Origin of the sequence: Corynebacterium sp. MSK195, from assembly GCF_030228885.1 — a bacterium.
Lineage (GTDB): Bacteria > Actinomycetota > Actinomycetes > Mycobacteriales > Mycobacteriaceae > Corynebacterium.
Window position 1 is genome coordinate 1 of the sequence record NZ_JASPGT010000019.1, and the last position, 6,166, is coordinate 6,166.

The following is a 6,166-nucleotide window of genomic DNA, read 5'->3' on the forward strand; positions in this document are numbered from 1 at the left end:
TTTCACCGCGTGCCTTTGTCCCGGTGACAACGATTCAATCCAAGCGTAAGTCAGCTCTTCCTGACCTGGTCAAGCGCATGTTTGATACTGGTGAGCTCAACCGAGTGTGGATGTCGGATATTACCTACCTACGCACCAGCGAGGGATGGTTGTACTTGTGTGCGGTCCGCGACGGCCATTCCCGCAGGGTGCTGGGCTGGGCGATGGATAGCGTTCAAGATACATGCCTGGTCGAACGGGCCCTGCGGATGGCATATACACTGCGCGGTGACGTTCCTAATGGGCTGGTGTTCCACGCTGACCGCGGAACGCAATTTACCAGCGAGAAGCTCTGGGAAGTCTGCCATAACCTGGGCATTGCTCAGTCTGTGGGGCGTACTGGTGTGTGCTTTGATAACGCGATGGCTGAGTCGTTCTGGTCGACGCTTAAAACCGAGTTCTACGACCGTAAGCGTTGGCCTACCCGTGATGCCGCGCGCAAGGCCGTTGCCTACTGGATGGAAGTCGTTTACAACCGTCGGCGCCGGCACTCTGCACTAGGAATGGTCAGTCCCGTCGACTTCGAAAACCACATTGGTCTAACCACCAGTAGAAAAGAAATAGCTGCCTAAACACTAGGTAGCCCCACTACGTGTCCACGAATTGCGGTCAACCCCATATGCAAGGCTTAATAGGTAGAATTTCAGATAGCAGCAACCAGGCTAAAATTTTTGTGCTCTTTGCGCGTACGGAAGCTACGTCTGACGAAGAATTTGTCGGAATAGCTTTAACCAGAGAGCAGGAGCGTGCCATGGGCGAGCATGTTGATTCTCTAGGTATAACCTGTTGGACTGAAGAAGTTCCCCTTGACGGCTGGGACGGAAAACTAGACAAGTCTCGTTTCCCGAGACTTGTCTATCTCGTTTTTAGGGAGGGGTATGCGCAACATTCCTCCGTGCGTTTCCAAGAAATGAGCCCAGATATATTGGCTGCATTTACCACGCGTGAAGCAGCTCAAACTGAGGTCGTTTCTCGGCAGAAAAAGGAGCCTTCATTCTTACCGAGTGAGTATCATATATGGGAAGTCGAGTTCGGATTTTTGACCGAAAACTTCCGTGGCCAAGGTCCAGAAATCCCCATGTACTGAGCAATCCGTTGTGTATCCCTTAGATTATGCCGCAAAGAATACGCAAATATCTCTACCACGGTGAAAAAGCGGAATGGGCTTTATCATGGACGGTTTTCGTACGAGTGTGTTTGACGGTGCGTAGAGCTTAGTCCAAGAATGCAGTGATGCACGGTTGATTCTAAACAATGCTGACACTGAGCTCAGCGAGTTCTCCTTATTGTTCTTGTAGAGTGCTACGGCATCGCGTTTGAACTGTTCGGAGTACCTAGACATGGTGGTAGATTACCTTTGTACCCAACCTAACCGGACTGGGCATCAGGTGTCCACCTAATAGGGGTTAGATCTGAAAGTGCCTACGGGAATGTAGAACTCCTTTCTGCATTATGCGGCGAGCGTTACAATTAGCGCCGCGATGGAAAGGATAAGCATGCCCAAACAGTTAGCCCAGAATTCGGTGCCGGTGAATTTGGCTTTCAGGTGAGCGAAGGCTGCAGCAAAGAAATATGTGACGATGCCTGCTAGTGCCGCAACTCTGACTCCGGGGTAGGCAAGTCCGACTATCAGCCCGGAAATCGCGACGCATTTGATATAGATGAGAGCCCACCACCATTGGCGTGGGAATTTTACGCCGGTGAGGCATTTTTCAATGAACTTAACGGGACGAATTGACAGTATGACGTCGCCTGAAAGAATGACGGCAAGGAGAATGGAAGGCCAGATAGGGGCTGTTTCGTCGAAAATCATAGTTGGACTCCAAATACGCTTTCTAGGCGATTGATGATTGTGCGTGCTTGGTCTTTTAGTTCTTGCGACGAATAAAGTCCGGCGGCCCAGCCGATTAGCAAACCTAGATAGGCGTGATACAAGACTCCTGCAAGATCGCGAGACTCATCCTCGGTCAATCTTGATGCCGCGAGACGTCGAAGGATTTCTTCCGTGAGAAGATGTTCCAAGCGTCTGAGCTCTTGCCCTTGATCGCCAAGTTCAATGAGAGCAGATGCGTAAGCGCGGGATAGTTCGCTGTGTCCTGCAAACATCTCCAAAAATGGATTGATGACCGAAATGAGATCTCCAGGTGGTTGAGTCCTGAGTCCGTCATGAATCTTTGCAATTTTGTGGCTGATGCTTTGAACCAGCAGTGCGCGCTTTTCGCCGACAGACATGACTGTGCCAACGCTGACACCAGCCTTTTTCGCAATTTCTCTAATGCTGGTATCGGCATATCCCGTAGTTTCGAAAAGTTCGCCTGCAGCGGTTAACACCTTTAGGCGCGTTGTGTTCTTCGAGCGCGCACGTGAGTTTTTATGAACAGGTTCAGTGAACATGTTCATATCGTAGCAGACATCTACTCTCTGTTCTTTTCCTTCGTCCGCAGCATATCCATGCTCATCACGGCGCCGATGATGGCAGCATGTTGTTGCTCGTTGAGACCTGGGGTGATGGCTAGGCAGTAGGTATTTTTACCCATGAAGTAGTTGCCTACGCCGGTCCACTCGTTGGTGACGTTGGCAAGCTGGCGGCCGTGGGAGGTGATGGAGAGGTTCCAATCCCAGAAATCGCCGCGAATTTCGACGTCAGGAAAGCCCTTCATGGTCAGCTCCAGCTTTGTTTTGAGCATGGAGAAACGCTTGGTAATGACGGCCATGGGCTGTTCGATTCCCGGCAAGTGCACCTCATAGGTATCCCGCAGAAAATTCGGCGGATCCGAAATCGTCATGACCGTCTGTAGGGGGTTGCCTTCAGCATCCGTGAGTGCGACCTCCAAGCTGCGAGAGGATTTAAACACCATATCTTTAAGACTGGTGGATTGCAGGATCGTGCCCACAGGGGTGCCGTCGATATCGGTGATCATGAACTGATCATTGAGGAAGGACTTGGTCTGGGTAATTACGAGCTCATCCAGTGTGAATAAATTTTGCGTCATGCCAGCCACTGTAGGGCAGCTGGTGGAATTATTCCTCCTCCCTAGGGGTGGTTTTCTGCTGGCGCATGAGTTCTTGGGCCTCTTCATATGCTCGGGCGCGGTGGGCGGTCATGGTTTGGGCGAAGGTCTGCACCCAATTCTTGTTCTTGGGCGCCAGCGGGCCGGAGGGCTCGGTGGTGGTCCAGGTGCCATCCTCAAAAAGCCAGATGATGTCGCGCGTATGTGGATCCATGACATAAAAGGCCCGGCCATCGGTCTTTACGTTGTGGTGGTGCTGGCATAAGCAGGCGAGGTTTGCCGGGGTAGTCGGCCCACCGTCCGCGTGGTTGATGCGGTGATCTTTCTGGCAGGCGGATGCCGGGCGGTTGCAGCCGGGGTAGCGGCAGGTGCCGTCGAAACCTTCCAGGTACGCGGCCATGGCCGCGGGAGTGACATAGCCCTTGACCTCGTGGTTAGGGTCCATCTCCCGGATTTTAGTGTAGGGCAGCGCATTGGAGCGCGCCGGGTCGAGCCAGCCTACGGACTCAATAAATGCCGGGGAATTGGGCACGTCGGTGGCCTTGTAGGCGTTGAGGATGATCTCGGGGGCTTGGGTGCGGCCGGTGAGGAGTGCAACGGCGGCGTCGGCAAGCGAGCAATCTAGCTCCAGCGCGGTCTGCCGGACGCACTTATCGACGCTTGCGATAACCGCCGGGTCCGCACTCAAAGTCACCGCCGAGGTGTTATCGCCCCAATTTTCCATGGTGTAGCGCGGCTGTGTAGGGCCCTGGGTGACGGCTAGCGTGTCATCGGCGAGGTTGATAAGCTCGTTGAGCTTGCGCTTGATCTGCGCCTGTGTGCGCATGGCCTGGTTGGGCCGGGTAGGGGTGAGGTAGGCGGTGAGCTGCTCATCGATGCGCGCCACTACCTCTGGCGTCGGATTGCCCAAGCGGTTGAGGGACTTATTGATGGCAATAATCCGGTCGAGGTCCAAGTGGTAGAGGCGGTGCTGCAGCGCTTGGAGCTCGGGCAGCTCCTCCAGGCGGTGCAGTGCCATGAGGATATGGCCGATCCTCCCTTCATTAACGCCGGTGGTGCGGTAGAGGGATTGGGTAACTAATTCGAAATCAGAATCGAGCTCCGGGACTTGGTTCACCCAGAACTCGTATTCCGCCTTTCGCATCTCAAAGGCTAAGCGTGTTGTGGGGTCGGTGGTGTTGGTCGTGGAAAAGTAGGGTTCTTCCATGGCGCATCGTACCTAAATCATCGTGTGAACTTGTGTACGATTCACACCTTATAACACCCCTCGGACACGAGCCTTTTTCTCCACATTGAACCAGCTCAGGAGCTATATTCCGGATCTTTAGCGGGTAGGGAATTTTCGCTGCTTTGTGCCGCGAATTTCTTGTTCTGCTTGCGCATGAATCGCAGGCCCCAGATAATAAGCGCCCACGTGATGAGGGCGATAACGAGGATGGTCGCCGGCCATTCACCCACAATCATGGTCGCGCCATTGAACAAGGTATGCAGGGCGATAGCGGCCAGCCAGAATCCGGCCACCTGCCAGTATCCGTGGCGTGCCCCCGCGTAGAGCTTGCCGACGCCCCACGCCGCAACCCCCGTATACAGTGCATGGCTAAAGGCACCAGTGAGGATTCGCCCGGTACCGGTAATAATGGCGCCCCAGAGATCGCCATCCAGGTTAGTGATGGTCGCGCTCAGGAGGAATGGAATATTCTCCATGGCGTCAAAACCAAGGCCTACCGCCATTCCGATCGCGGCGGCTTGGTAGGGATGCCGCACGTTCCCAAAGGCCGCAATAATAATGACAACGCCGAGGAGCTTGATGGTTTCTTCCGGAAGCGGCGAGTATAAGGCTGCGTCGAGGTGGGTGAGCCCCAGCTTGTTTGAGATCCCCACCATTTGGTTGTTGAGGCTAAACACCACCGGCTGGGCGAGCGCACCCCATAGGATGCCCTGCCACATCGGCCGCGGCTTAAACCACCAGAATCCCAGTCCAAGCGTCAGGCCAGCGCAGATGAGCGCACCGATGAGCCCAACCTCGGTAAACCGGCGATCGGCCAAGAAGAAGCCGGCGACTACAAGGCCGAAAGCGATAGATAGCCAGTACAGATTCTTCATGCCTTTTCTACCTCCTGGGCAAGTTCTGCAGCGCGCGGTCCGCGCAGGGAGAGGAATGTGGTGGGGCCATCGCCCTCGATGCTGATGGCTACAAGGTCGCCATCGCTAAGCGTGCGCTTGTCCCCGTCGCGGTCGATGTCTCCTTCCGGCATGGCCGTACCTTCACCCATTGCCCGGAGGTAGCGTCGGGTGGCTTGGTCTTTGTCTTGCACGCCGACTTCCTTAGCGCGGATTTGGGTGCCGTCACAGTCCCAGCGTGGTTCACTGCTGGTGGAGCCATCTTCTTCCGTGCAGGATAATCCGGGGATGCGGGCCTGTCCGGCCTGCACTTCAGAAGTGGGGTTGTCATAGATGTCTGGCAGGAGCGCATTGGTGCCGTAGATGGCGCCGAATACTACGCCCGCCGCGAGGATGAGTGGTGTGCTTTTCATGCTCTTAACGCTAGGTACGCACTGCTCAGCGCGGTATCCTCCGCGGGGAGGATTAGGCCGGTCGCAGGGAGGATTTCTTCCCCATAAGTTTCCTTAAGCCCTGTGATAGGTTGGGTGCGTGTTTGAGGAGCTAGAGGCAGAAGCAGAAGCAAAAGACGAGCCCAGCCGCGTCTGGTGGCAATGGTGGGCACCCATCGCCATCGCTGCTGTTTTCATCGTTATTCCGCCCGCTGTCTACCACCTTGTCCCCGGCCTTGCCCTGCTCATCCTCATGGCCGTGCTGACGGTGATCATTGCTCTTGTCGACGGCGCCACTTTCCGCGCCTCCTGGACCATCTTCTGTGTGGCTGGGCTGGCCTATTTTGCCGCCATGTCACTGTATTTCAATGAAGGAACGTGGATTTACCTCCCAGTGTTTGTTTTCCTGGCATGGGCCGCGAGCAAGCTGGGTGCCGTGGTGGGCTCTAAGGCAGGGAAGAGCTAATGGAGACGTGGCGCCTAGAGCGGCTTAAACGACAGGATGTGTTGGTGAGGTTACGTGGTTAGCCGGTCTGGCGTGCTGATATTAGGAATATTTCACTT

General features: G+C 55.0%; 9 protein-coding genes. 3 read left to right on the forward strand and 6 right to left on the reverse strand.

Translation table 11 applies throughout. The features are described from left to right. Together QP909_RS11345 and QP909_RS11350 are read left to right on the forward strand one after the other, a co-directional pair. Window positions 1–611: IS3 family transposase (locus QP909_RS11345; protein ID WP_502868664.1), on the forward strand; the 611-nt coding region annotated here is incomplete at its 5' end. A gap of 20 nt (window positions 612–631) precedes the next feature. Further along, window positions 632–1,126, forward strand: coding sequence for a hypothetical protein (locus QP909_RS11350; RefSeq protein ID WP_284767295.1), 495 nt, complete (start codon window positions 632–634; stop codon window positions 1,124–1,126). 363 nt (window positions 1,127–1,489) lie between these two features. On the opposite strand, the gene QP909_RS11355 is transcribed toward QP909_RS11350, so the two are convergent. The 6 genes from QP909_RS11355 to QP909_RS11380 form a co-directional block, all read right to left on the reverse strand. Next, the gene (locus QP909_RS11355) at window positions 1,490–1,852 is read right to left on the reverse strand and encodes a DoxX family protein (protein ID WP_239206186.1); all 363 of its coding nucleotides are present in this window, start codon (window positions 1,850–1,852) and stop codon (window positions 1,490–1,492) included. Beyond that, window positions 1,849–2,433, reverse strand: coding sequence for a TetR/AcrR family transcriptional regulator (locus QP909_RS11360; protein ID WP_239206188.1), 585 nt, complete (start codon window positions 2,431–2,433; stop codon window positions 1,849–1,851). The genes QP909_RS11355 and QP909_RS11360 overlap by 4 nt, the downstream gene beginning before the upstream one ends. Window positions 2,434–2,453: 20 nt before the next feature. Further along, entirely contained in the window at window positions 2,454–3,032 is a 579-nt protein-coding gene (locus QP909_RS11365) for an LURP-one-related/scramblase family protein (protein WP_023020268.1), read from the reverse strand. 28 nt (window positions 3,033–3,060) lie between these two features. Then, window positions 3,061–4,257, reverse strand: a complete 1,197-nt coding sequence (locus QP909_RS11370) for an HNH endonuclease signature motif containing protein (RefSeq protein ID WP_284767296.1) — start codon at window positions 4,255–4,257, stop codon at window positions 3,061–3,063. Between the two features lie 95 nt (window positions 4,258–4,352). Further along, window positions 4,353–5,153: a PrsW family intramembrane metalloprotease gene (locus QP909_RS11375; RefSeq protein ID WP_284767297.1), complete on the reverse strand. Its 801-nt coding sequence runs from the start codon at window positions 5,151–5,153 to the stop codon at window positions 4,353–4,355. Further along, a complete protein-coding gene (locus QP909_RS11380) occupies window positions 5,150–5,584 on the reverse strand; it encodes a hypothetical protein (RefSeq protein ID WP_239273655.1) in 435 nt (144 codons plus the stop codon). Before QP909_RS11380 ends, QP909_RS11375 begins: the two co-directional genes overlap by 4 nt. A 118-nt stretch (window positions 5,585–5,702) precedes the next feature. Here QP909_RS11380 and QP909_RS11385 point away from each other — a divergent pair, with 118 nt between their 5' ends. Beyond that, window positions 5,703–6,068, forward strand: a complete 366-nt coding sequence (locus QP909_RS11385; RefSeq protein ID WP_179387218.1) for a heme transporter — start codon at window positions 5,703–5,705, stop codon at window positions 6,066–6,068. Window positions 6,069–6,166 lie beyond the last annotated feature (98 nt).